This is a genomic window from Stenotrophomonas cyclobalanopsidis, assembly GCF_008710035.1.
Taxonomy (GTDB): domain Bacteria; phylum Pseudomonadota; class Gammaproteobacteria; order Xanthomonadales; family Xanthomonadaceae; genus Stenotrophomonas; species Stenotrophomonas cyclobalanopsidis.
Genome location: NZ_VYKI01000001.1, coordinates 284,821 through 308,821 on the forward strand (window position 1 = coordinate 284,821; position 24,001 = coordinate 308,821).

At 67.8% G+C, this 24,001-nt stretch carries 18 protein-coding genes; 12 read left to right on the plus strand and 6 right to left on the minus strand.

The annotated features are described in order from the left end of the window. Positions 1 to 57: 57 nt before the first annotated feature. Positions 58 to 1,242, plus strand: coding sequence for a class I SAM-dependent methyltransferase (locus FJU31_RS01185; protein ID WP_150453260.1), 1,185 nt, complete (start codon positions 58 to 60; stop codon positions 1,240 to 1,242). After that, positions 1,239 to 1,631: a VanZ family protein gene (locus FJU31_RS01190; protein ID WP_150453147.1), complete on the plus strand. Its 393-nt coding sequence runs from the start codon at positions 1,239 to 1,241 to the stop codon at positions 1,629 to 1,631. The genes FJU31_RS01185 and FJU31_RS01190 overlap by 4 nt, the downstream gene beginning before the upstream one ends. A 133-nt stretch (positions 1,632 to 1,764) precedes the next feature. On the opposite strand, the gene FJU31_RS01195 is transcribed toward FJU31_RS01190, so the two are convergent. From FJU31_RS01195 to FJU31_RS01205, 3 genes are all read right to left on the minus strand, one after another. Next, positions 1,765 to 4,098: a beta-N-acetylhexosaminidase gene (locus tag FJU31_RS01195; RefSeq protein ID WP_150453148.1), complete on the minus strand. Its 2,334-nt coding sequence runs from the start codon at positions 4,096 to 4,098 to the stop codon at positions 1,765 to 1,767. Between the two features lie 128 nt (positions 4,099 to 4,226). Next, positions 4,227 to 6,851, minus strand: coding sequence for a TonB-dependent receptor (locus FJU31_RS01200; protein ID WP_150453149.1), 2,625 nt, complete (start codon positions 6,849 to 6,851; stop codon positions 4,227 to 4,229). A 150-nt stretch (positions 6,852 to 7,001) separates the two neighbouring features. Next, positions 7,002 to 8,018: a glucokinase family protein gene (locus FJU31_RS01205; protein ID WP_150453150.1), complete on the minus strand. Its 1,017-nt coding sequence runs from the start codon at positions 8,016 to 8,018 to the stop codon at positions 7,002 to 7,004. Positions 8,019 to 8,392: 374 nt separating this feature from the next. Between FJU31_RS01205 and FJU31_RS01210 the strand changes: the two genes are divergently transcribed. The 6 genes from FJU31_RS01210 (at position 8,393) to FJU31_RS01235 (ending at position 17,342) form a co-directional block, all read left to right on the plus strand. Beyond that, on the plus strand, positions 8,393 to 9,682 hold the full coding sequence (locus FJU31_RS01210) for a sugar MFS transporter (protein ID WP_150453151.1): 1,290 nt from the start codon (positions 8,393 to 8,395) through the stop codon (positions 9,680 to 9,682). Positions 9,683 to 9,721: 39 nt separating this feature from the next. Continuing rightward, complete coding sequence (locus FJU31_RS01215; RefSeq protein ID WP_108760312.1) at positions 9,722 to 10,789, plus strand: LacI family DNA-binding transcriptional regulator; 1,068 nt, start codon at positions 9,722 to 9,724, stop codon at positions 10,787 to 10,789. Between the two features lie 7 nt (positions 10,790 to 10,796). Continuing rightward, the gene (locus FJU31_RS01220) at positions 10,797 to 11,825 is read left to right on the plus strand and encodes an SIS domain-containing protein (protein WP_150453152.1); all 1,029 of its coding nucleotides are present in this window, start codon (positions 10,797 to 10,799) and stop codon (positions 11,823 to 11,825) included. Continuing rightward, a complete protein-coding gene (nagA, locus tag FJU31_RS01225) occupies positions 11,825 to 12,973 on the plus strand; it encodes an N-acetylglucosamine-6-phosphate deacetylase (RefSeq protein WP_150453153.1) in 1,149 nt (382 codons plus the stop codon). The genes FJU31_RS01220 and nagA overlap by 1 nt, the downstream gene beginning before the upstream one ends. Beyond that, the gene (locus FJU31_RS01230; protein ID WP_150453154.1) at positions 12,973 to 14,040 is read left to right on the plus strand and encodes an acyltransferase family protein; all 1,068 of its coding nucleotides are present in this window, start codon (positions 12,973 to 12,975) and stop codon (positions 14,038 to 14,040) included. Before nagA ends, FJU31_RS01230 begins: the two co-directional genes overlap by 1 nt. Before the next feature lie 281 nt (positions 14,041 to 14,321). After that, the gene (locus FJU31_RS01235) at positions 14,322 to 17,342 is read left to right on the plus strand and encodes an autotransporter family protein (protein WP_150453155.1); all 3,021 of its coding nucleotides are present in this window, start codon (positions 14,322 to 14,324) and stop codon (positions 17,340 to 17,342) included. A 114-nt stretch (positions 17,343 to 17,456) separates the two neighbouring features. Here FJU31_RS01235 and FJU31_RS01240 read toward each other — a convergent pair whose 3' ends face one another. Next, complete coding sequence (locus tag FJU31_RS01240) at positions 17,457 to 17,888, minus strand: hypothetical protein (protein ID WP_150453156.1); 432 nt, start codon at positions 17,886 to 17,888, stop codon at positions 17,457 to 17,459. Positions 17,889 to 18,381: 493 nt separating this feature from the next. Here FJU31_RS01240 and FJU31_RS01245 point away from each other — a divergent pair, with 493 nt between their 5' ends. The 4 genes from FJU31_RS01245 to FJU31_RS01260 all read left to right on the plus strand — a co-directional run bounded on the left by FJU31_RS01245 (position 18,382) and on the right by FJU31_RS01260 (position 20,585). After that, positions 18,382 to 19,302, plus strand: a complete 921-nt coding sequence (locus FJU31_RS01245) for a S41 family peptidase (RefSeq protein ID WP_188115429.1) — start codon at positions 18,382 to 18,384, stop codon at positions 19,300 to 19,302. Positions 19,303 to 19,305: 3 nt separating this feature from the next. Continuing rightward, positions 19,306 to 19,644 (plus strand): hypothetical protein, encoded by a 339-nt coding sequence (locus FJU31_RS01250; RefSeq protein WP_150453158.1) that lies wholly within the window; start codon positions 19,306 to 19,308, stop codon positions 19,642 to 19,644. A gap of 60 nt (positions 19,645 to 19,704) precedes the next feature. Beyond that, positions 19,705 to 20,064: a helix-turn-helix domain-containing protein gene (locus tag FJU31_RS01255; RefSeq protein ID WP_150453159.1), complete on the plus strand. Its 360-nt coding sequence runs from the start codon at positions 19,705 to 19,707 to the stop codon at positions 20,062 to 20,064. Between the two features lie 86 nt (positions 20,065 to 20,150). After that, entirely contained in the window at positions 20,151 to 20,585 is a 435-nt protein-coding gene (locus tag FJU31_RS01260; RefSeq protein ID WP_108770003.1) for an SseB family protein, read from the plus strand. Positions 20,586 to 20,664: 79 nt separating this feature from the next. On the opposite strand, the gene FJU31_RS01265 is transcribed toward FJU31_RS01260, so the two are convergent. Next, positions 20,665 to 21,885 carry a multifunctional CCA addition/repair protein gene (locus FJU31_RS01265; protein WP_150453160.1) on the minus strand — a complete coding sequence of 407 codons (1,221 nt, stop codon included), beginning with the start codon at positions 21,883 to 21,885 and terminating at the stop codon, positions 20,665 to 20,667. A gap of 93 nt (positions 21,886 to 21,978) precedes the next feature. After that, positions 21,979 to 23,952: a transglycosylase SLT domain-containing protein gene (locus FJU31_RS01270; RefSeq protein WP_150453161.1), complete on the minus strand. Its 1,974-nt coding sequence runs from the start codon at positions 23,950 to 23,952 to the stop codon at positions 21,979 to 21,981. Positions 23,953 to 24,001 lie beyond the last annotated feature (49 nt).

Genomic DNA, 24,001 nt, shown 5'->3' on the forward strand with positions numbered 1-24,001 from the left:
AGGGTCCTCCAAGGCTCGGCTATCCTGTGCACCATTGTCACCGCATTCGAAGACACCATGCAGCCCACCTTCCCCCTGCCCGAAGCCGACGCCCTGGCCCACAGCGACCAGTTGGCGGCCGCCCTGCGTGCCGAAATCCTTGCGCAGGGCGGGGCGATCCCGTTCTCGCGCTTCATGGAGCTGTGCCTGTACGCCCCCGGCTGGGGCTATTACAGCGCCGGCGCCAGCAAGTTCGGCGGCAGCGGCGATTTCACCACCGCGTCCGAGCTCGGCAGCCTGTTCGCCGGCAGCGTGGCCAACGCGCTGGCCCCGGTGTTCGCCCAGCTCGATGCGCACGCGCGCATGCTGGAGCTGGGTGGCGGCACCGGCGCCTTCGCCGAGGCCGTGCTGCTGCGCCTGGCCGAACTGGACGCGCTGCCGTCGCGCTACGCCATCCTCGAGCCCAGCGCGGACCTGCGCCAGCGCCAGCAGCAGCGCCTGCAGCAGAACCTGCCGGCCGAGCTGGCCAGCCGCGTGGAATGGGTCGACCGCCCGCTCGATGACGACTGGGACGGCGTGGTGTTCGCCAACGAGGTGATCGATGCGCTGCCGACCCCGCGCTTCCTGATCAAGGACGGTGAGGTCTACGAGGAAACCGTCGAGCTCGATGGCGAGGGCAACTTCATGCGCGGCGCGCAGCCGGCCGACGTGCTGCTCAACGGCGCGGTGCGTCACCTCGAGCGCTACCTGGAAAAGCCCTTCGCCGATGGCTACCGCTCCGAAGTGCTGCCGCAGCTGCCGTACTGGCTGCAGGCGGTGGCCGGCGGCCTGCAGCGTGGCGCGATGCTGTTCGTCGACTATGGCTACAACCGCAGCGAGTACTACCAGCACGACCGCGATGATGGCACCGTGCGCGCGTTCTACCGCCACCACGTGCACAACGAGGTGTACCGCTGGCCGGGGCTGCAGGACATCACCGCGTCGGTGGATTTCACCGCCATGGCCGAGGCCGGCCTGCACGGTGGCTTCGAGCTGGCCGGTTACTGCAGCCAGTCCAGCTTCCTGCTTGGCAACGGACTGGACCAGGTGCTGGTGCTGGCCGAAGAGCGTACCGATGAAGTGGGCCGCATCCAGCTGCGCGACCAGGTGAAGAAGCTGACCCTGCCGACCGAGATGGGCGAACGTTTCCAAGTGATCGGCCTGCAGCGCGAGGTGGATTTCGAGCCGGCCTTCGAGCTGGGTGACCTGAGCTGGCGCCTGTGAGCGCGCGGGTGCCGGTGATCAAGCCGCTGCGCCGGCCGCGGCTGTGGACCGCGCTGTGGCTGCTGGCGGTGCTGGTGGTGATCGTGGTCTGCCTGATCCCGCCGCCGCCGATCGACCTGCCGGCGAACAGCGACAAGGTCGAGCACTTCCTGGCCTATTTCATCCTGTCCGGCAGTGCGGTGCAGCTGTTCCGCCGCGGCACGCCGCTGCTGTGGGCGGGCGTGGGCCTGGTGCTGATGGGCGTGGGCATCGAATTCGCGCAGGGCGCGCTGACCAGCAACCGCAGTGCCGACCCAGTGGATGCGCTGGCCAACACGGTGGGCGTGCTGTCGGGCCTGGCGACCGCCCTGACCCCGCTGCGCGACATCCTGCTGCGCTGGCGCGGCTGAGTGCCTTGTAGAGCCGAGCCCATGCTCGGCTTTCCCGTTGAAAAGCAGCCGAGCATGGGCTCGGCTCTACAGAAGATCCACGCTACGCGTAGGTGAAGCCGTCCAGCAATGGCAGCCGAGCGTAGGCTCGGCTCTACTTCAGCGTCACCTCATCCAGTACCCACATCGCCGGACGCGTATCGCCGGTGAAGTTGATGCACAGATCATCCGTGCCCGACACGCCCTTCGGCAGCGCCGCGCGCAGGGTGACGAACCCATCCGCGTCGGTGCTGGCCGGCAGCGGCACCTGGGCCACGACCTTGCCGGTGCAGTCGCCACGACGGATCAGCATTTCGCCGTTGCGGCCCTTGGCCTTCTCGAACTTGCGCGCCGGCTCGTCGTGGGCCAGCTGGAAGTAGTACGGGATGCGCCCGGCACGAACCTGCACGCTGCCGATGCCATCGAGCTGCGCGGCCGGCCAGCGCCAGCACGGCTGGAAGATGTCGACGGTGAATACCTTGCGCGGGCCTTCGCGCGGGCCATCGTCTTCCAGGCGCAGCACCAGGCCCTTTTCGCCCACGCAGCTGCGCAGTTCCTCGCTGTGGCGGCTGAGCAGCGACTGCGCGGTATACGACGCCACGGTAGGTGCCGCTGCCAGCGGCTGGCCCTGGAAGAATGCAGCGGCCTGCACGGTGGCCGGCAGCGGCTGGGTCAGCGGCTGCTGGTACAGCGGCGAGCTGGCGGTCACCGGCGTGCCGTCGGTGCTGTAGCGCACTTCATAGCCGAGCGGATTGGCCAGCGACACCGTCACCCTGTTCGCGGCGCGGTCGTCGGTATGGCCCACGCCCACTTCGAACGGGGTCTGCGCGTAGGCCAGGCCCCAGGCGCGGTAGCGCTGCAGCTGGGACGGCAGACGGGCGAGGAAATCGCGGAAATCGCGATGCTCCGGCGCGCTCCAACCGGTTTCGGCCAGCGCGGCCAGGCGCGGGAACAGATTGTGCTGCAGGCGTGCGTAGGTGCGGGTGTGCTCAGTGAACATGTTCGCCTGCAGGCCGAGGATGTGCCCGTGCTTGTCGGCGGCCAGCTCGGCCGGCACCGGCTCGAAGCTGTACAGCGTGGCCAGGTTGACCTGGGCCGGGCGGCCCGGCGGCTCGTTCGGCGAGCCGGTCTGCAGGTAGTCCAGGTACAGGTGGCTGACCGGCGACATCACCACGTCATGGCCACTGCTGGCCGCGGCCAGGCCGCCTTCGGTGCCGCGCCAGGACATCACCGTGGCCTGCGGCGGCAGGCCGCCTTCGAGGATCTCGTCCCAGCCGATCAGGCGGCGGTCGTGCGCTTCTAGGAAGGTTTCCAGGCGCTTGATGATGTGGCTCTGCATGGCCATCTCATCCTTGATGCCCAGCTCGCGCATGCGCTTCTGCACCTGCTTCGAGGCGATCCACTGGTCCTTGACCGCTTCGTCGCCACCCACGTGCACGTACTTCGCCGGGAACAGCTGGATCACTTCCTCCAGCACGTTCTCCAGGAAGGTGACGGTGCCGTCCTCGACGTTGAACAGGTTGGGGAACACGCCCCATTCGCTGATCGGCTTCAGCGGCGTGCTGATCGAGCCCAGTTCCGGGTAGGCGGCGATCGCGGCCGTGGCGTGGCCGGGCACGTCGATTTCCGGGATCACCTGGATGTGCAGCTTGGCCGCATAGGCGATCACTTCGCGGATCTGGTCCTGCGTGTAGAAACCGCAGTACGGGTATTCCTGCTTGGTCACCGGATCGATGCCGCCATCGCCGGCCGGCAGGCGGCAGCTGCCGACCTCGGTCAGCTTCGGGTAGCGCTTGATCTCCATGCGCCAGCCCTGGTCATCGGTCAGGTGCCAATGGAAGGTGTTGAGCTTGTGCGCGGACATCGCATCGAGCACGCGCTTGATCTCGTCCAGGCTCTGGAAGTGGCGCGCCGAGTCGAGCATGAAGCCGCGCCAGCTGAAACGCGGCGCGTCCTGGATCTGCACGGCCGGCAGCGCGCCCTGGCTGCCGCCGGTGGCCAGCTGGGCCAGGGTGGTGGCGCCGTAGAACAGGCCGGTCTCGTTGCCGGCCTGCACCAGCACGCCCTGCGCGGTGCTCTCCAGCGTGTAGCCCTCGCCGGTATCGCGGAAGGTGGGGATGATCTGGAAGCGGATGCCGCCGGCCTTGGCCGCGGCCTTGCCGGTAGCCGGCGCCAGGCGCGGGCCGCCACTGCGGGCGAGCAGATCGGCGAACTGGCCCGCCACGCGCTGCTCGGCTTCGCTGTCGGCGCGCAGCGCCGTGCCTGCGGCCACGGTGATGCCGGCGCCATTGCCGCGCTGTACGTTGGCCGGTGCGGGGATCAGCATCAGGCTGCCGGCGCGCAGCTGCGGGCCGGGGCCGGTATCCAGTGCCGGGGCATCGGCGGCGCGGGCGGCGGCGGGAAGCATCGCCAGGCCCAGCAGCATGCTGGCAAGGGGGAAAGGTCGCATCGTCTCACTCCTGTGGTGGGCGGTTCGCTGTGCCGCGCGTGGCCGCCGCGCAGGCGGCGATTCCGGTCTCCCATCGTACGACGGGCCCGGAAATCCGGGCCCGTCGCGATGTGCAGCTGGGTGCAGTCTTAGAACTTGAAGTGCAGGGTGGCCATGTAGCGGCGGCCGCTCTTGTACTTGCCAGCCAGGTGCTCCTTGTCGCCCAGGTACTGGAAGTAGGTCTCGTCCAGCAGGTTCTGCGCGTCCACCGTCAGCGACCAGTTGTCGTTGAAGGTGTAGCCGAAGCTGGCACCGAGTTCCGCGTAGTCGTCCACGCTGGACGGGGCAGCACCGGCCACGTAGCCGCCGGCCAGGTAGCTGTCACGCCAGTTGTAGGTCAGGCGCGCATTGATCGGGCCCTTCTCGTAGTACGGGCTGAAGGCGATGGCATTGCGCGACTGGTACGGCAGCGGATCGCCGGTGTTGTTCTCACCGTTGGCGTAGGTGTAGTTGGCGGTCAGGCCGAAGCCGCTTTCGCCGAAGGGCTGCTGGAAGCTGATGTTGAAGCCCTTGACGTGGCCGCTGCCGGCGTTGCGCGGGCGCTGGATGCTGTAATCGCAGTAGCCGTCGGCGGTGCAGCCGTTGGTCCCGACGAGGTTCGCCCAGGTGGCCGGCGAGGTATCGCGGATCGAGTTGTACTGGCGCTCGATGGTGGCCGAGGTATCGATGTAGTTGTCGATCTTCTTGTAGAACACCGACCAGGCCACCACCGCCTGCGGCGCGTAGTAGTACTCGGCCGAGGCGTTGAAGTTCCACGACTCATACGGCGACAGATCGGCGTTGCCGCCCGAACCGGTCAGGGTGGTGTCGTTGAGGAAGGTGTTGTTGACCATCTGGTTGTACGGCGCCCAGGCGATCACCTTGGCCGCGGCGAAGCGGAACACCCAGTCGTTGTCGGTGTCCCACGCGACGTTCAACGACGGCAGCACGAAGTCTTCCTTCTTGGTGCGGGTCTGCCACTTGCTGTCCAGGTCGGTCAGGGTCGGCGTGCCGCCGTAGACGAAGCCGCTGCCTTCGGTCTTGGAATCGACGTAGCGCACGCCCAGGTTGCCGCGCAGCGGGCCGTTGGAGAAGTTCAGCTGCGCGTAGGCTGCGTTGTTGGTCTGGGTCAGCGCCCAGCTGTTGTTGAGGTAGCTGGCCGGATCGGGGTTGCTGTAGTCGATCGGGCTGTTGCGCACCCAGTTCAGCACGTTGTTGCGGCCGGCCTGCACGTGGTGGCCCTGGTCGCTGGTGAAGCCCTGGATGTCGGTCAGGCCGATGGTGCCGACGTCGGCCAGGGTGCCCGGGGTGACGCCGCCGTACACGTTGAGGGTGAAGGCTTCATCGTGCTTGCCGTGGCGCACGCCGAACTGCAGCTGGTTGAAGATGCTGTCGAACTGGACGTTGAAGTCGAGCTGGGCGTAGGTGTCCTTGCTCTCGGTGGCGAACACGCCGTTGTTGCCGAACCAGCCGCCGGCCGAACCCCAGTTGGCGGGGTCGCGGGCGCCTGCCGGGTCATCGAAGGTGATGCCCTTGTCCATGTTCCAGCTGTAGCCGCCGTTGTAGAACGGCTCGATGAAGTACTGGGCCAGGTTCTTGTTGTCGGACTTGCTCTGGCCGGCCTGGCCGGTCATGCCCCAGCCTTCGCCCTTCCAGGCGCCACGCAGGTCCACGCCCTTGGTGACCACTTCGGACAGGCGAACGTTGTTGTCATAGATCAGCGTGCCGCTGTTGGCGATGGCGCTTGCGTTGGAGTGGCCGCTGGTGGCCACGCCGTTGCGCACGTCGCCGAGCTGGTTGACGGCGTTGACGGTGCCCGGGTTCCAGGTCAGGAAGGAATAGAGCGACTGGTTGTAGTTGTCGAACTTTTCCTTGATGTACATGCCGCTCAGGTTGAACTCGAGCTCATCGGTCGGCTTGAACTGCAGGTTGACCACGGCGCTGTCGCGCTTGCGTTCCTGCTGGAACCAGGCGGCGTTGAACGAGTTCGGCACGTCCACGTCGGCGGCCACGCCGGTGGCATTGGGGAAGGTGCTGGCCTTGGTGTAGCCGAACACTTCCTTGCCCTGGCGGTCGACGGCCTCTTCGTAGTGCTGGGCCGAGACGGCCACGCCGAAGGTCTCGTCGTTGTTCTTCCAGCTGTACAGCACGGCCGCGTTCGGCTTGCCTTCGCTGGCCTGCTGGCTGTAGCTGTAGCCCACCGAGGCGGCCACTTCGTTCTGCTTCAGGTCCAGCGGCTGGCGGGTGTGCATCAGCACGGTACCGCCGAGGCTGCCTTCGGTCAGTCGCGCTTCGGACGACTTGATGATCTCCGCGCGGCCCAGGATCTGCGGGGCCAGCAGCGTGTAGTCGAAGCCGCGGTTGGGCTGTTCGCCGTACAGCCAGATGGCCTGCGCCACCGGATGGTTGTCCAGGAAGGACAGGTTGAGGCTGGGGTCGGTGCCGTCGATGCTGACGCGCTCGCCCTGGCCGAAGCGGCGGTCCAGGGTGACGCCCGGGATCTGCGACAGCGCTTCAGCAACGTTGGTGCTGGGGAACTTGCCGATGTCCTCGGCGGTGATCGCTTCGGACACACCGACGTTGTTGCGCTTGGTGTCCAGCGATTTTTCCAGGCTGGCGCGGATGCCGACCACCTGGATGGTGTCCAGGTTCTGCGGGCTCGGGTCCTGTGCGTGCGCCGAGAAGGCGAGGCAGCCGACGATGGCTGCCGAAAGCAGAGTCTTGCGGGTGTTCATGATGTCTCTCCTCATCACTGATGTGCGTTGTCGGCGGCGAACGAATGGCAGGTCATGCCTGGCGCCAGCAGGGGCTGCCGGGCGCGATGGTGCGATTCCAGTGCGTCGTGCGTACTGCGGTGCTGCGTACTGCTTGCTGCGTACTGCGGTTCAGGCGTTGGCGTGGAGCAGGAACCAGCTGGCGGCGCCGATGACGCCCAGCTGCCCGTGCTCGACCACCTTCACCGGGATGCGTGCCAGCGCTTCGCCCATCGGCCCCTTCTGCAGGTAGCGTTCGACGAAGGTGCTGGCATGCAGGTATTCGCGGATCTGCGGCAGGATGCCGCCGGCCAGGTAGACACCACCCTGCGCGCCGTAGAACAGCGCCATGTCGCCGATGGTGCTGCCGAGCAGGCCACAGAACACATCCAGCGCCTGGCGGGCGAGGGCATCGGTACCGGCCATGGCTGCGGCGGTCACCGCATCCGGGCTGGCCAGCACCGGGGTCTGCCCCTGCAGGGCGCAGATGGCGTGGTACAGGTTCATCAGGCCGGGGCCGGACAGCGCATGTTCGATCGACACGTGCGCGCGGTCGCGCTGCATGTGGCGGACGATGGCCATTTCCAGTTCGGTGCTGGCCGCCAGCGTCGGCTGGCCGGCTTCGGTGGGCAGGACCACCGGACCATGCGGAGTGGGGATCCACAGTGCGGCACCCAGGCCGGTACCGGGGCCGACCACCAGGGTCGGGCAGCGCGGCGCGGTCTCGGGGCCGCACAGGTGCAGCACGCCGCTTGCGTCGACCTGCGCCGCGGCATAGGCCACCGCTTCGAAGTCGTTGACGATGTGCACGTGCTGCAGGCCGACCTCGGCTTCCACCTGGCGGGCCGACAGCGGCCACGGCAGGTTGGCGGTGATCACCGTGCCGTCCTCGCGGGCGAAGCCGGCGGTGGCGACCACGCACTGGCTGGGCCGCGCACTGTCACCGAGGAAGTCGGTGAGGATCGCACTCAGGCCGGCGTAGTCCGCATTGCGGTACTTGCGGTATTCCAGCAGCTGTACCGGATGGGCCTCGTCGCCGCTGGCCTGTGCCCTTGCCACGCGCACATGGGTGCCGCCGACGTCGGCGGCCAAGAACGAGGGCGCGACGCGGGACAGGACATGGGCCGGGGCGGGATGGCTGGCGGTCACGCGGGCTCCTGCTGCAGGTGGGAAGCGGACCCACGAAAGGCCCGTCGATGGGCGGAGTCTGTAACTGCGTTGACAACGATGTCAACGAGTTCGTGACACTTTCGTTGCTGCGCCGCAACGAATGAGAGACACCGTAAACGTTTACATCGTCTTGACCTGGCGTTAACCCGCAAGCCGTTGCGCCATGGGCCTCTAGGGCCAGAGCGCATTCAGCGCGGAACGCGGGTGTTGTCTTGCGCAGTGCAGCACGGCCGCATCGGGCCCGCGCAATCAAGTTGACAAACCGCTGTGGTCCATCGAAAGAATGTGACAACGTTGTTCCCAGCCACTCTCCGACACCGCCCTCTGCGGTGGTCGCCGCAGGAGCCCACCTGATGTCCGCCGTCACTGCTGCAAGCGCGCGCCCGAACGTTGCCGCCTCCATCGCCATCGTCGGCGTGCTGTTCTTCCTGATCGGCTTCTTCACCTGGCTCAACGGCCCGTTGATCACCTTCGTCAAGCTGGCATTCGAGCTCAGCGAAGTCGGCGCCTTCCTGGTGCTGATGGTGTTCTACCTGTCGTACTTCTTCCTCGCCCTGCCGTCGTCGTGGATCCTGCGCCGCACCGGCATGAAGAAGGGCCTCAGCCTGAGCCTGCTGGTGATGGCTGCGGGCGCGGCACTGTTCGGTGAGTTCGCCACGCAGCGCTGGTATCCGGGCGCACTCGGCGGCCTGTTCGTGATCGGCAGCGGCCTGGCCCTGCTGCAGACCGCCATCAACCCCTACATCTCCATCCTCGGCCCGATCGAAACGGCCGCGCGCCGCATCGCGCTGATGGGCATCTGCAACAAGATCGCCGGCATGCTGGCACCGGTGCTGATCGGCACGCTGGTGCTGCACGGCATCGGCGATCTGTCGGCCACCGTCGCCACTGCCGACGAGGCCACCAAGGCGCAGCTGCTCAACGAATTCGCCGCCAAGATCCACGCGCCCTACCTGGCCATGGCCGGTGTGCTGGTGGTGCTGGCGGTGGCGGTGCTGTTCTCGCCGCTGCCGGAAATCAAGCCGTCCGAAGCCAACGCCACGCCGACCGCCGCGGGTGCTGCCGAGCGCCGCAGCATCTTCCAGTTCCCGCACCTGTGGCTGGGCGTGCTGTGCCTGTTCGTCTACGTCGGCGTGGAAGTGATGGCCGGTGATGCCATCGGTACCTATGGCCACGGCTTCGACCTGCCGCTGGACCAGACCAAGATGTTCACTTCGCTGACCCTGTTCGCCATGCTCATCGGCTACGTGGTCGGCCTGCTGCTGATTCCGAAAGTGGTGTCGCAGTCGCGCTACCTGACCCTTTCGGCGGTGCTGGGCGTGCTGTTCTGCCTGGGCGCCTGGGCCACCCACGGCTATGTCTCGGTGGCCTTCGTGGCGCTGCTGGGCTTTGCCAACGCGATGATGTGGCCGGCCATCTTCCCGCTGGCCATCCGCGGCCTGGGGCGCTTCACCGAAACCGGCTCGGCCCTGCTGGTGATGGGCATCGCCGGCGGCGCGATCATTCCGCAGCTGTTTGCGGTGCTCAAGCAGCACATCGATTTCCAGCTGGTGTTCGTCCTGCTGATGGTGCCGTGCTACCTGTACATCCTGTTCTACTCGGTGATCGGCCATCGCGCCGGCCTGCCGCAGGACAAGGTCTGATCGGCGATGATGGACGGCAGCCAACCCCAGGAAAAGCCGATGCGCAGAGCGACCATCAAGGACGTTGCCGAAAAGGCCAAGGTCTCGCTGAAGACGGTGTCGCGGGTCATCAACAACGAACCGTCGGTGATGCAGGCCACCCGTGCGCGGGTGCTGCGGGCCATCGCCGAACTCGACTACGAACCCGATCCGTCGGCGCGCAACCTGCGCAGCGGCACCACGTTCGTGATCGGGCTGGTGTACGACAACCCGAACCCGTACCACATCATCGGCGTGCAGAACGGCGTACTCGCCGCCTGCCGCGAAACCGGCTTCGGCCTGCAGATCCATCCGTGTGATTCGAGCTCGCCGATGCTGGCCGATGAACTGGCCGACTGGGTGCAGCGTTCGCGCCTGGCCGGGCTGGTGCTGACCGCGCCGATGTCCGAGCGCCGCGACCTGATCCAGACGTTGACCGCGCGCGGCATCAAGCTGGTGCGCATCATCGCCGCCACGGAGGATCCGGCCGATGGCGCCTGCGTGTTCGTCGACGACCGCGAGGCTGCCTACGAAGTCACCGAGCACCTGATCCAGCTCGGCCACCAGCGCATCGGTTTCCTCTGGGGTGGTTCCTCGCACCGTTCCTCGGGCGAGCGCTACGCCGGTTACGAGGCCGCGCTGAAGGACTACGGCATGACCGTGGACAAGCATCTGGTGGTGCAGGGCGACTACACCTTCGACGATGGCTTCCGTGGTGCGCGTCGCCTGCTGGCCCTGCGTGAGCCGCCCACTGCCATCTTCGGCTCCAACGATGAAATCGCCGCCGGCGTGCTGGCGGCCGCGAAGTCGGCCGGCATGAACGTACCCTACGACCTCTCCATCGCCGGCTTCGAGGACAGCCCGTTCTCGCGCCAGTCGTGGCCGCCGCTGACCACCGCCAAGCAGGCCACCGAGGACATCGCCCGCCACGCCGCGCGCCTGCTGATCGCGCAGCTGCGCAGCGATGCCTACGACGATGCACCGGCCGCCCTGCAGAACCAGGGCTTCGTGCCGCAGCTGGTGGTGCGCGGTTCTACCGCACCGATGCGCCCGGCCGGCGTGCGCCCCCTTCCTTCCGATCCCGCCTGAGTCCGCCATGTCGCTGTCCGACCCCACCGCCACCCTGATGTTCGCCGAGGCTGCTGAAGCGGCCGACGTGGTTGCCCGCCAGTTCGCCCGCAACCACGCCACCCTGGAAACGCTGGCCGCCAGCCTGCGCGCGGCACCGCCGCCGTTCGTGGTGACCTGCGCACGCGGCAGCTCCGACCACGCCGCCACCTACGGCAAGTACCTGCTGGAAACCCAGCTGGGCCTGGTGGTCGCCTCGGCATCGCCGTCGGTGGGCTCGGTCTACGCCGCGCCGCTGCAGCTGCGCGGTGCGTTGTTCATCGTCATCTCGCAGTCGGGCAAAAGCCCGGACCTGCTGCGCAATGCAGAAGCGGCCAAGGCCGCCGGTGCGCGCGTGGTCGCCCTGGTCAACGTCGAGGATTCACCGCTGGCGCAGCTGGCCGACACGGTCATCCCGCTGCATGCCGGCGCCGAGAAGAGCGTGGCCGCGACCAAGAGCTACCTGGCCTCGCTGGCCGCGCTGCTGCAGCTGGCCGCCTACTGGAAGCAGGACAGCAGCCTGCGCAATGCGCTGGACCTGCTGCCCGATGCCCTGCGTGCGGCGTGGCAGTGCGACTGGAGTGTGGTCTCCGACGGCCTGGTCGATGCCACCAACCTGTTCGTGCTCGGCCGTGGCCTTGGTCTTGGCGCCGCGCAGGAAGCCGCGTTGAAGTTCAAGGAAACCTGCAGCCTGCACGCCGAGGCCTACAGCTCGGCCGAGGTCAAGCACGGCCCGATGGCGCTGGTCGGCCGCGGCTTCCCGGTGCTGGCCTTTGCCCAGCCCGATGAAACCGGTGCCGGCACCCGTGCGGTGGTCGAGGAATTCAGTGCGCGCGGCGCCCAGGTGTGGATGGCCGGCGCCGGTGGCAACCTGCCGGTGGCGGTCGCGCCGCACCCGCTGTGCGCACCGCTGTTGACCGTGCAGAGCTTCTACCGCGCGATCAACGCACTGGCGATCCGCCGTGGCTTCAATCCCGACCTGCCGCCGCACCTGAACAAGGTCACGGAGACGGTCTGATGGCCACGGTCCTGCGCAACGCCCGCATCCTCACCGGCGATGATTTCCGCGACGACCTGGCGGTGGTGATCGAAGACGGCCGCATCATCGCGCTGCTGCCCGACGCCGCGCCGCAGCTGGGCGAGGCCGACGAACAGGTGGACCTGGGCGGTGGCTGGCTGCTGCCGGGCTTCATCGACGTGCAGGTCAACGGCGGGGGCGGTGCGCTGTTCAACAACACGCCGGATGTCGCCTCGCTGCGCACCATCGCGCAGGCGCACCGGCGCTTCGGCACCACTGCGATGTTGCCGACCCTGATCAGCGACGACGTGAACGTGATGCGCGAGGCGATCGGTGCGATGCGCGAGGCGATCGCGCAGCAGGTGCCGGGCGTCATCGGCATCCATCTGGAAGGCCCGTACATCGCGCCGGCGCGCAAGGGCACCCACGATGCCAGCAAGTTCCGCGTGCCGGATGAAGAGGAGATCGCGCTGGCCGCGTCGCTGGACAACGGCGTGACCCTGCTGACCCTGGCGCCGGAGCGCGTGCCGCTGGAGACGATCCGCGCGCTGGTCGAGCGCGGGGTGATCGTTGCGGCCGGGCATACCGCCGGTACCTATGAAGAGATCCGCGACGGCCTGGATGCCGGCGTGCGCGGCTTCACCCATCTGTACAACGCGATGTCGCCGCTGCAGGGGCGCGAGCCCGGTGCCGTGGGTGCCGCGCTGGAAGACCGCGACAGCTGGATCGGCATCATCGTCGATGGCGTGCACGTGCACCCGGCCAGCCTGCGCGTGGCGCTGGCCGCCAAGCCACGCGGCCGCCTGCTGCTGGTGACCGACGCGATGCCACCGGTCGGTGCCGATGACCCCAGTTACGTGCTGTACGGCGAGACCATCACCGCCGTCGATGGCGTGGTGCGCAATGCGGCCGGTGCGTTGGCCGGCTCGGCGCTGGATATGGCCACGGCCGTGCGCAACACCGTGCAGCTGCTCGGCCAGCCGCTGGCCGAGGCGGCGCGCATGGCGTCCACCTATCCAGCGGAATTCCTCAACGTGGATGACCGCCTGGGCCACATCGCCGAGGGCTACCAGGCCGACCTGGTGCTGCTGGATGATGCCCTGCAGGTGCGTGGCACCTGGATTGCCGGACAGTACGAGGCGGCCTGATGGACGCAGCGCCGCCACGCCGGCTGGGCTCGATCGACGCCCTGCGCGGCCTCACCGTGGCGGCGATGCTGCTGGTCAACAACCCCGGTGACTGGAGCGCGGTGTTCGCGCCGCTGCGCCATGTGGACTGGCATGGCTGCACGCCCACCGACCTGGTGTTCCCGTTCTTCCTGTTCCTGGTCGGCGTGTCGATGGCCTTCAGCGTGGCACCGCGCGCGCAGGATCCCCTGGCACGCCCGGCGCTGGCCAAGGGCGTGCTCGAACGCGCGCTGCGCATCGCCATCGCCGGCGTGCTGCTGCACCTGCTGGTGTGGTGGGCGCTGCACACGCATCACTTCCGCATCTGGGGCGTCCTGCAGCGCATTGCGCTGTGCGCGGCGGTGGTTGGCGTGGTGGCGGTGTACGTGCGGCCACGCACCCAGGTGGCGCTGCTGGTCGCACTGCTGGTGGGCTACACGGTGCTGCTGCTGGGCATTGGCGATCTGGCGCCGTGGACCAATCCGGCCAGCCGCCTTGACACCAGCCTGTTCGCGCCCTTCATCTACCAGTGGCAGGTCGACACCGGCCTCGGCCACGATCCGGAAGGCCTGTTGAGCAGCCTCGGCGCGCTCGCCAGCACCGTGCTCGGCCTGCTGGCCGGTGGCCTGCTGCGCAACGGGCGCGCTTCCGCGCTGGCCGGTCTGGGCGTGGCGACCGCCGTGCTGGGGCTGCTGCTGGCCACGGTGCTGCCGCCCAACAAGCAGCTGTGGACGCCGAGCTACGTGCTGTGGACCGGCGGGCTGGCGGCGCTGGCGCTGTGGCTCGGGCACCTGCTGATCGACCGCAGGGGCTGGCCCGCGCTGGGCCGCCGCTTCGGCGTCAATGCCATCACCGCCTACCTTGGCGCCTCGGTGATGTCGGTGGTGCTGCTCGCCACCGGTGTATGGGGTTCGGTGTGGCAGCAGCTGGCCACGGCGATGCCGGGGGCATTGGAACTGGCGTCGATGCTGCAGGCGATCGCCTTTGTTGCGCTGTGGTGGGGCGTGGCGTGGTGGCTGGACCGGCGTGGCATCTACCTGAAGATCTGACTGCCATACGGACGAGTTGTTATCCACGCATGGCGTGGATCTACTGCCACGCGCGCTTCGTGCGCAGTAGAGCCACGCCACGCGTGCCTGCACTTCGCTGTGATGCATCAAAAACATGAACGCTTTCATGCACATGCATTTGGTGTGATGCATGAATTACTTCACGCGCGAAGCGTGATGCATCCGGCATAACTTCATTTGCCCGAACCATTCACGGCGCCTCCGCGGCGCCAGCAGTGCCCATATCCGCAGTTCCTGACTTCCAGATCCAGGAGTGCCGTATGTCCGTTGCCGCACCGCGTCCGCGCCGCTTGACCCATTGCCTGCTGCAGGCGCTCGCCATTCCCGCCGCACTGGCTGCCACCGTGCCCATCGCGTGGGCGGGCTGTGACAACGTCGCGCCGCTTGCCGGGCAGACCGTCACCTGCAGTGCGGCAGCCCCCAACCCGCAGACCGTACCCGTCAGCGCCAACGGTGAGGTCGGCATCACCCTCAACGTTGCCAGTGGCGCACAGCTGCAGCAGAGCGGTGGCGGCAGCGCCGTCAGCCTGGTCGGCGCAGGCGGTCACCAGCTCGGCAACCAGGGCGCAATCACCTCGGTGGGCGGCATCGCCGTGCAGCTGGGTGGCGGCAGCCGTGTCGACAACCTCGGCAGCATCAGCACCGGCAACAACACCGCGTTGCAGTTCGTCGGTGCCGGCGACAGCGTGCTGGTCAACCGCGGCACCATCAGCGGGCGCACCGGCGTGCAGTTCGGTGCCGGCAATGATCGCCTGGAGATGCTGGACGGCAGCATCAGCGGCGGAGTGCTGCAGGGCGATGGCAACGACGTGCTGCTGATCAGTGGCGGCACGCTCGACAGCGTCGACCAGGGCAACGGCGATGACCAGATGACGGTCAGCGGCGGCACCATCACCGGCCTGGTGACGCAGGGCAGCGGCCGCGATGACTTCGTCATGACCGGCGGCACCATCGGCGCGCTGCAGCAGGGCGACAACATCGACACCTTCCGAATGAGCGGCGGCCGCATCATCGGCGCCTTCGAGGATGGCGACCAGGCCTGGATGACCGGTGGCCGCATCGGCCGGGTCAACATGAAGCTGGACAAGAATCTGTGGGACCAGTCCGGCGGCACGGTCGACGGCAACGTGGTCACCGGCTTCGACACCGACACCATCATCATCTCCGGCACGGCGTACATCGGCGGCAACATCAGCGTCAGCGGCGGCAATGACAGCGTGACCATCACCGATGGCACCGTACGCGGGCAGGTGCTGCTGAGCACCGGCAACGACACCTTCAACTGGAATGGCGGGGGCATCGTCTACGGCGCCATTGATGGCGGGCCGGACGATGATGTGGTCAACCTCAGCAACCTCAACCAGGCCAATCTGGGCGCAGTGCCGCTGTTCAACGGTGGCAGCGGCAATGACCAGCTCAACTTCAGCAACGTCAAGACCACCGGCGTGGCCCGCTTCCAGAACTGGGAGGCGATCAGCCTGGCCAGCAGCACCGAGCTGACCTTCGACGGCGACCTGGTGCTCGGCGACAGCGGTACGGGCACCGGCACGCTCACCCTGGACGACACCAGCACGCTCTACGCCGGCAACGGCGCGCATGCGCTGCGGCCGTTCGCTGCGGGCGCGCTTGTCAATGTGGTCAACGCCGGCCGCATCGACCTCACCGGCACGGGAGCCGGTGATGTATTCACGATCCGCGGCAATTACCGCGGCGAGGGCGGCGGACTGTACCTGCGCACGGTGCTGGCGGGGGATGGCTCCAACAGTGACCGCCTGGTCATTGACGGAGGCACGGCCAGTGGGACGACCGGCATCGGCATCCTCAACGCCGGCGGCGGTGGCGCGGCGACGCTGGCCGACGGCATCCTGGTGGTGCAGGCCTTGAATGGCGGTACCAGCGCGGCGAATGCGTTCTCGCTGTTCGCACCGGTATCGGCCGGTGCCTATGAGTACTTCCTGTTCAAGGGCGGCGTCAGCGCCGGCAGCGGCGAGAACTGGTATCTGCGTTCGACCCTGGTGGCTGGCCCGACGCCGGCACCGAACGGCAACAGCAACGCGACGCCGCCGCCACCCACTCCCGACGTCGCACCGCCGCCGCCGATCACGCCGGCACCGCCACCGCCGCCGGAGGATCCGATTGATCCCGATCTGACCGCCGGCGAGACCGCACCGCCGCCGCCACCGCCGGAGCCGACGCCCGTGGCACCTCCCAGTGATCCCGCCGTACCCGATGTGCCGGTGGCCGGCAGCAGCCTGCCCGGTGCAGGCTCGACCCCGCCCAGCCCGGGTGCACGACCGGCGCAGGGCGACGTGGTGCCGCTGTATCGCCTGGAAACCGCCGCCTACGCGGTGGTCCCGCCGCTGCTGCGCGAGACCTCGCTGGCTAGCCTCGGTACCTTCCACGAGCGCCAGGGCGAACAGCGCCTGCTCTACAGCAACGGCGCCTTCCGCACCGCCTGGGGACGACTGGTGGGGCAGAGCAGCGAGATCCATTGGAAGGGCGACGCACAGCCGGGCTTCGATGGCGATGTGATGGGCGTGCAAGCCGGTCTGGATGTGTGGGCGGCCGCCGCTGACGACCATCGCAACCAGGTGGGCGTGTTTGTCGGCCGCACCCGCGCGCAGGGCAGGACCACCGGTCTGGCGCTGGGCTGGGAGAACGTGCAGGTCGGCCAGAGCCGGCTGGATGACAAGCATGTGGGCCTGTACTGGACCCTGACCGGCAGCGAGGGCGGCTACCTCGATGCGGTGGCCCTGCAGAGCCGCTACGACGGCCGTGTGCGTTCCTCGCGCGGGCTCGGCATCGACGTGAAGGGCGACGGCACCACGGTGTCGCTGGAAGCGGGCAAGCCGCTGCTGCAGTTCGGGCAATCCTCATGGTGGCTGGAACCGCAGGTGCAGGTGATCTGGCAGCGCAGTTCGCTGGATGACCGGCGCGACGACGTGTCTGCGGTGCGCTTCGACAGTGACAACGCCTGGACCGGCCGCGTCGGCCTGCGCCTGGCCGGCGATTACCAGCTGGCCGACAACGGCTGGCAGCCGTACTTCAAGGTGAACTACTGGCATGGTCGCGCGGGCGAGGACCGCATCCAGTTCGACAGTGACACGATCCTCAATGCGCAGCGTTCGCGTGCGCTGGAAGCCGGGGTTGGCGTGGTCGCGCGCTTCAACCGCACCATCAGCGCGTACGGTGTGGCTGACTACACGCGTGAGCTGGGCGGCGACCGCAACGAGAAGCGCCGCATCATCGAAGGCAACATCGGCCTGCGCGCCGATTGGTAGAGTCGAGCTTGCTCGACTGCTCCTGCTGCGTAGAGCCGAGCCCATGCTCGGCTGCTCTGCGCACAGCCGTCGCCATCCAACAGCCGTCGAGCAAGCTCGACTCTACGGGCATTGTCATGGGCCCGCGCCTGCATCCGATGCCACCAACGCCTCCGCATGATCGGCCATCACCACCACGGCATGCAGCAATCCCTCCTCCACCTGCGGTGGACACTGAGCTTCAGCATCATCCAGTTCCCGCGCGGCCTGCGCCGCCAGCAGTACGCGCCCGCACGCCGACACCGCCGCCATGCAACGCGTGGCTTCAGCCATTCCCCGCATACGTGCGTCACTGAGCTTCCGATTCTGCCAAGGCTGCCCATCGGCGCCATGACCGCGCGCGAGGCCGTGCAGCCGCGCGAAGAAGGCCGAGGGTGGGGCACTTTCTTCAGCCCCGCTCAATGCCTCTTCCAGTGCTTTCGCCGTGGTATCGGGCAGGGCCAGGGTGGACAGCGCATCGCCCAGCAGAGACTGCAGGCAGGGATAGGTGGGGTAGGGCGTATTCATGGCGACAACCTCACAAGACAAGGCCACCTGCGGGGTGCAAGGTGGCGGACGGTGCGGGTTGGCGTGCCGGTCAAAATCGAAACGAAAAAAAGCCGACGGATCACGAGGATCCCCACGCACCGCCCGCCATGGGCAAGCCGGTGCATTGTCGCGATTGCCGCTGAGGCGGCAACTCGATCGTTTCGATGTTTGATTCAGGACGCCAATCCCGGCCAGTGCAAAGCGCGCTGGCATACGGAATGTCACTCGCGTCCTGCGGCAGTGGAATGAGTAAAGTTGCAAAGTTTCCCCATGGCAAACATTGGGTCGAAAGCGACGTAATGCGCGATAGCGCCAGATCGAACGACGCGGTTATTCTGCCCCTCTGCTACGTGACAAGGAGTCGTCAATGCTGGACCTTCGTTCCGCCGTGCTCGCTGCGCTGTGGTTTTCATCTTCTGCCGCCATGGCAGAACAGACAGTTGAACTGCCGTCGCCAGAAGCGCGCGAACAGATGCTGCATCTCCTTGAGTTCCAATCGCTGTATCGCGATCGCGTCGACTGGAGTGACGTGCGCTCGCAGCTGGCCGCCGCAGGTGATGATCGTGCACAGCAGCGCCGCGTGCTGGATGAGGCGGCCACGCGCAGCAGCAGTGGACATGGCCGATGGATATCGCCCAGCCACCAGCGCGAACGCTCCGGCCGCGCCCAGCGAGTGAATGCCGGGCAGGGCGCCGCGCTGGCAGAATCCCCGAACGTCGATGCCCGCATTGGCGTGCTGAAGGTCGGCCCTTTCGTGGAGGATCTGCAGCGCAGCGAACAGCAGCGCTTTGACGCGCGCAAGGCCTACGCACTGGCCTTGCAGCACCGCATCGTCGACCTGGATGACGGCACGCGCTGCGGCTGGGTGGTCGATGTGAGCAGTAATGGCGGCGGCAACATGTGGCCCATGCTGCTTGGGCTGCTGCCGCTGTTGCAGGGAACTCCAGACGCGCAGGGGGCACTGATCGGCGCCTTCCGCAGTGCCGATGGCCTGCAGTGGTGGCGCCAAGGGGAAGGTGAGGTGAGGCAGGACGGCACGCAGGGGCTGCGCTCACGGCAGGCCGCCTATCGACTGCGTGCGGGCGCTGCCCCGGTGGCGGTGGTGATGGGCGCGCGCACCGCAAGTTCGGGCGAAGCCGTCGCGTTGGCATTTCGCGGACAGGCGGGCAGTCGCAGTTTCGGCCAACCCAGCGCAGGTTTCTCAACCGGCAACCGGCCCGTCAAGCTGGTGGACGGCAGCACCCTGCTGTTGACCCACAACGTGATGGCCGACCGCAACGGGCTGGGCGACGGTGCCAGGTTGCAGCCGGACGAGGCCACCGCCAGTGGACCGGACACTCTGGCCGCCGCCCAGGCCTGGCTGCTGGCCCAGCCTGCCTGCAGGGGCGGCTGACCGGTGATCATGATCGGCCAGCAGGAGCGTGTCGTCGTGGTCGGCCCGACCGAGGCCCATCACTGCCTGCGCTGCGGGACCGAGACCGACTTCGCCCCGCAGCTGCGCTACCGCATGGCGCGCATCGACCTGCTGTTCGGCTTCGTCTACCAGCGCCGTTACGAGCTGGCCTGCACCGGATGCGGGCATGGCTGGGTGCTGGACACCGACAGCATGGACCAGCAGCTGGGCGGGGTGCCGATCCCGTTCCGGCACCGCTTCGGCCTGCCGGTGTTGCTGGCGGTGGTGGCGGGGCTGGCGATGGCAGGGTGGATGTGGCGGTCAGGGGCTGGGGCAGGCTGATGAAGCTGGATTTGCATATGTCCCAAAGATCGAATAGACAGTCTCGACTGTGGAGGGAAAATGAACATTCGCCCCATCCGTACCGAAAGCGACTACCAGATCGCGCTGCGCGAGCTTGAGGCCTATCTCGAGAACGAGCCTGCCATCGGCACTGAAGAAGGGGATCGTTTCGAGATCCTTGCCACGCTTGTCGAGGCCTACGAAGCGAAGCACTACCCGATCGAACTGCCAGATCCGATTGAAGCGATCCGTTTCCGCATGGAACAGGGCGGGTTGACGGTAAAGGACCTGGTGCCTTCCATCGGCCAGCTCAATCGGGTCTATGAGGTGCTGAACCGCAAGCGCGGGCTGACCCTGGAAATGATCCGCAATCTGCACCGCAACCTGGGCATTCCTGCCGAGAGCCTGATCGGTCGTTGACCGTTCCCCAGACGGCGGGTCCGGCACGTGGACCATGCTTCCGTCCTGCTAAAGTGACCCCCTGCAATCACGTACCGGAACCGACCATGGATCACGACACGCCGTTCGAACCCCTCAACGACCTGGAGGTCCGCCTGCTGCAGGCACAGGACGGTACGCTGACTGCTTCACAGTTCCTCGATGGCCTGCTGACCGCGCCGGTGTTCGTGCTGCTGGACAAGGCCATCGGCGAGGATGGCGCCTGGGACGAGAGCATTTCGCCGCTGGTGCTGACCAGCGAGGGCGGCGAGCCGATGTTCGCGGTGTTCACCGCGCCCGAGCGCGCCGGTCTCTGGCACGAGCAGCTGCCGCAGTTCGCCCATGCCATGCCGATTGCTGTGCACGCGCTGCTGGCGGGTATCGGCGAGGGCGTCGGCCTGGTGCTGAACCCGGGCCTGGACGTGGGCATGGAGATGATTCCCGACGCGGTGGCCCAGCTGAAGGATCGCGCCGCCGCGATCACCCGCGGCATGGCGCACTGATTCCAGGGATTTTGGGGTTGCCGGCCAGCGGCCGGCAATCCTTCGACAGTCCGCGCGTGGCCGGTACGACGCTTGAGGATCAGCGCGCGGCCGCGATCGCCTTCACCCGTGCCCTTGCCAGCGCCTCGCCAACGGCGGGGCCCTTCAGATGGGTCAGGTCCAGATCACGCGCCTGGACCGACAGGGCCGCCTGGTGCAGGCGCTTGAGCGTTTCGCCCTGCGGGTAGTCGCCCTCTTCAAAGCCGAGCCGGCCGCGTTTGTCGGCCTCGCAGCACAGCGCGATGCGCGCCACGCGCTCGGGGCGGCGCAGCGCATCGCAGCGGCCCAGCAGGTCCAGCACGGTGGCATCACGCAGCTCGTCGATGCGGTGCACGTTCAAGTGCTCGCGGCAGACCGCTTCGGCCAGCTGCTGGTGCTCGGTGGGAATCTTCAGGCGCGCACACAGCTCCTTGAGCGGCTTCAGGCCGCGCTGCTCGTGCATGATGTGGCGCGGCCATTCGTCCGGCGGCGTCAGGCCCTTGCCGAGGTCGTGGGTGAGCGCGGCGAAGCCGACCAGGTCATCGCCCGGTGCCAGCCGGGCGGCCATGTCGCTGACCATCTCCTGGTGGATGCCGGTATCCACTTCGGGGTGGAATTCGGCGCGCTGCGGCACGCCATACAACGCTTCCAGTTCCGGCAGGATCGGGCCGAGCGCATGCGCGTCGTGCAGGGTGCGCAGGAAGGCCGACGGCCGTTCGCAGAGCAGCGCCTTGCGCAGTTCCTGCCACACGCGTTCGGGCACCAGTGCATCCAGCTCGCCACTGGCGGCGACCTCGCGCATCAGCGCCATGGTTTCTTCGGCGACGGAGAAGCCCAGCGGTGCGAAGCGTGCCATGAAGCGCGCTGCACGCAGCACGCGCAGCGGGTCTTCAACGAAGGCGGGGCCGACGTGGCGAAGCACGCGCTGCTGGATGTCGCGCGCGCCGCCATAGGGATCGACCAGGGTGCCGTCTTCCTCGTCGCAGGCGATGGCATTGATGGTGAAATCGCGGCGCTGCAGGTCTTCTTCCAGGGTGACGGCCGGATCGGCATCCACCACGAAGCCACGGTAGCCGCGGCCGGACTTTCGCTCGGTGCGTGCCAGCGCGTATTCCTCACCCGTCTTCGGGTGCAGGAACACCGGAAAATCGCGGCCCACGGCGGTGTAGCCCAACGCTTCCATCTGCGCGGGGGTGGCACCGACCACCACCCAGTCATGGTCGCCGGCGGGGCGCTGCAGCAGGCGGTCGCGTACGGCGCCGCCGACAAGATAGATCTTCATAGCGGTGATGATCGCATGGGCGTGCGTCGCCGCGCTGCGCGCTCGCCGGGCATGGCCCGGCGCTACCGGATCAGACGGCATTACCCGCGTCGATCAATCCCCGCCCTGGTCGGCGTCCGCCGCACAGGTGAACGCCTTGCGCTTGTCCACCAGGCGGCCCATCAGGCGGTCGCTCAGCGGCAGCGCGTTGCCGTTGAGGCGCCAGTCGTAGATCACGCTGAAGGCCAGCACGCGGGCGACATACTCGCGCGTTTCCTTGTAGCTGATCGTCTCGATCCACAGGTCCGGGTCGAAGCCCGGGCGCTGGCTCTGCCAGCGTGCGGTCGGGGTCGGGCCGGCGTTGTAGGCGGCGATGGTGACGTAGGGAAGGCCGTCATACTTGTTCATCAGCTGGCGCAGGTAGGCCGTGCCGATGGCGATGTTGGTGTCCGGGTCGTACAGGCTGTCGGCGCCGCCGTAGGCGGTCAGGCCGATGTTCTTCGCCACGCCCGCGCCGGTCGCCGGCAGCACCTGCATCAGGCCCATGGCGTTGGCAGGCGAGCGCGCGCGGGGGGTGAAGGTGCTCTCGGCGCGGATCTCCGCGGCCACCCAGGCCGGGTCGATGGCGTTGCGCGAGGCCTCGCGGCGGATGGTGCTGTCGTGGTGGAGCGGGAAGCGCAGGTCGTACAGGCGCTGTTCCTGCGGCTGCTTGCCGAGCGCGAACACGGCGCGGTCGAACCAGCCGTTGTCCTGCGCCACGCGCACCGCCAGGCGGCGCTGGGTGTCATCGAAACGCGACAGCGCGCTGTTCCATTCGGCCACGGCCCAGCCGTTGCGATCGATCTGGTACAGCGCCATCGCGCGCTGGATGCCCGGATCGCGGGCGACGGCGGCCTGCGCCTGCGCACTGTCGTTGGGCTTCCACGGGCACAGCGTGTAGTTCTGCTGCAGCTTGTCGGCGGCCAGGAAACCGTGGAAGGTCGGTGCGCGCGCGGCCGTGCGGAACAGCGGCTGCGCCTGCTGCGCCTGCCCGGTCTTTTCCAGCATGCGTCCTTCGAAGTACGCCCAGCGCGAATCGTTGCGCTGCTTGCTGCCCATCTTGCGGATGGCGGTCAGCGCGGCCGCCCAGTCACCGCGCGACATCGCCTCACGCACGCGCCATTCGTGCAGGCGCTCGTCGTAGGCCGATTCGGGCACGGCGTTGAGCCGGCGCGCGGAGTCGGGCAGGTAGGAGGCCACCGTCCACAGCGCGATCTGGTAACGCACCTGGGCCTGCTGGTCGGCGCTCAGACCCAGTGCCTGCGCGTACTGCGGCAGCTGCTGTTCGGTGGCACCGGGGTCGGCCTTGGCCAGCTTTTCCAGGCCGTCGGTGGCAATGCGCCGGCTGCGCTCGTTGCGCGGCCAGTTCAGCGCGCTGGCGTTGGGCTTGTCGACGAAGGCGGCGTAGGTGTTGGCCAGGGCCAGGTCGGCTGCGGGCAGGCCACGTGCGGCACTGCGCATCACCGCCGGCTGCTGTGCATCGGCGGCGGCGTCGACGCGTTCCCAGCGCAGTGCATCACTCATGCCGCCCTGCGCCTGCAGTACCGCAAACACCGCGTCACAGGCATCGGGCAGCGACTTGCCATTCTTGCGCCACAGGTTCTGTGCCTCGCTGATCCACTGCGGGTCGAGCTTGCCGGTGGCCTGGCGCGCCGTCAGCTGGGCGCAGCGCAGGCCGAGGTTGTCGGTGGGTGCCCAGTTGGCCAGCAGGGTGGTCCAGTCCTGGCGGCGGGCCACCGAGGGCAGCCAGACGCTGCGGAAACTGTTGGCCACCGCCTGGCCGTCATAGCGCTTGAGGAAGGCCTGGGCCTGGCCGGTATCGACCGTGTCGATGTTGCGGCGAAGCTGGGCGAACTCGACCCAGCCATAGGCCGGGTGGCGGCTGAGCGCGGCGGCCTGGCGCGGGTCGAGCTGGCCGCGTTCGGCCGCATCGATGGCGGCCTTGAGCTGGCCGCTCTGGGCGTCGAGTGACTGGGCGCTGGCGCAGCCGATCAGCAGCGATGCGGACAGCGGGAGCAGGGACAGGGCGGTCGAAGAGCGTCGGGTCATGGCCCCAGCATAGCGGGCGCTGGCTGAATTCAGTTTCGCATCGCGTGCA